We start from the raw sequence: 1,086 nt of genomic DNA on the forward strand, positions 1-1,086 counted from the left end.
TGTATTGACCACGAGCGTTGTTGACGGTCCTGGGGGCTTGATCATGACGAAGACCTCCGGTGTGGTGGAGGTGTCTAGGCTTCACCGCACACACGGAGGTCTTCGTGTCCCACCGTAATGCCCGGTTGACCGTGTTCGGAAGGCGACTCCTGATCGAGCGGGTCCAGGCGGGCCGTCCTGTCGCGCACGTCGCCGCGGAGATGGGCGTCTCCCGCGCCACCGCCCACAAGTGGGTCCGCCGGTGGCGCGAGGAAGGCGAGGCCGGGCTGGAGGACCGCCCGAGCCGCCCGCACACCACCCCGCACCGGACCGTCCCCGACACCGAGGCGCGAGTCTGTCGGCTGCGGACCGAACGCAAACTCGGGCCGGCCCGCATCGGACCCATCCTGGGCCTGCCCGCTTCCACCGTCCACCGCGTCCTGGTCCGCCACGGACTCAACCGCCTGTCCCACCTGGACCGCCCCACCGGCCAGGTCATCCGCCGCTACGAACGTTCCCGCCCGGGCGAGCTCGTCCACGTCGACATCAAGAAACTCGGCAACATCCCCGACGGCGGCGGCCACCGGGTCATCGACCGCCAGGCCGGCGAGGCCCACAGACTGGCCACGACCATGGACCGCACCGCGAGCGGCAGTCCCAGGATCGGCTACGGCTTCCTCCACACCGCCCTCGACGACCACACCCGGCTGGCCTACACCGAGATCCTGGCCGACGAGCGCAAACACACCGCCACCGCGTTCTGGACCCGCGCCCAGGCCTTCTTCGCCGACCTCGGAATCACCGTCGAACGGGTGCTGACCGACAACGGCTCCTGCTACAAGTCCCACGCCTGGCGCGACACCCTCCACGCGGCCGGGATCGTCCACAAACGCACGCGCCCCTACCGCCCGCAGACAAACGGCAAGGTCGAGCGCTTCCACCGCACCCTGGCCGACGAATGGGCCTACCTCCGCCCCTACGCGACAAACCAGGAACGAGCGAACGCGCTACCCGGCTTCCTCCACCGCTACAACTACCATCGCTGTCACACCGCACTCGGAGGCCAAACCCCCATCAGCCGAGTCAACAACGCTGCGGATCAATACA

General features: G+C 68.7%; 1 protein-coding gene. It reads left to right on the forward strand.

What is annotated here, in order from left to right; translation table 11 throughout:
- Positions 1-104: 104 nt before the first annotated feature.
- The coding region (locus ABH940_RS36985; protein WP_370107299.1) for an IS481 family transposase at positions 105-1,086 on the forward strand (982 nt) is incomplete at its 3' end.

The organism is Streptacidiphilus sp. BW17, from assembly GCF_041262485.1.
In the GTDB taxonomy this organism is placed as follows: Bacteria; Actinomycetota; Actinomycetes; order Streptomycetales; family Streptomycetaceae; genus Streptacidiphilus.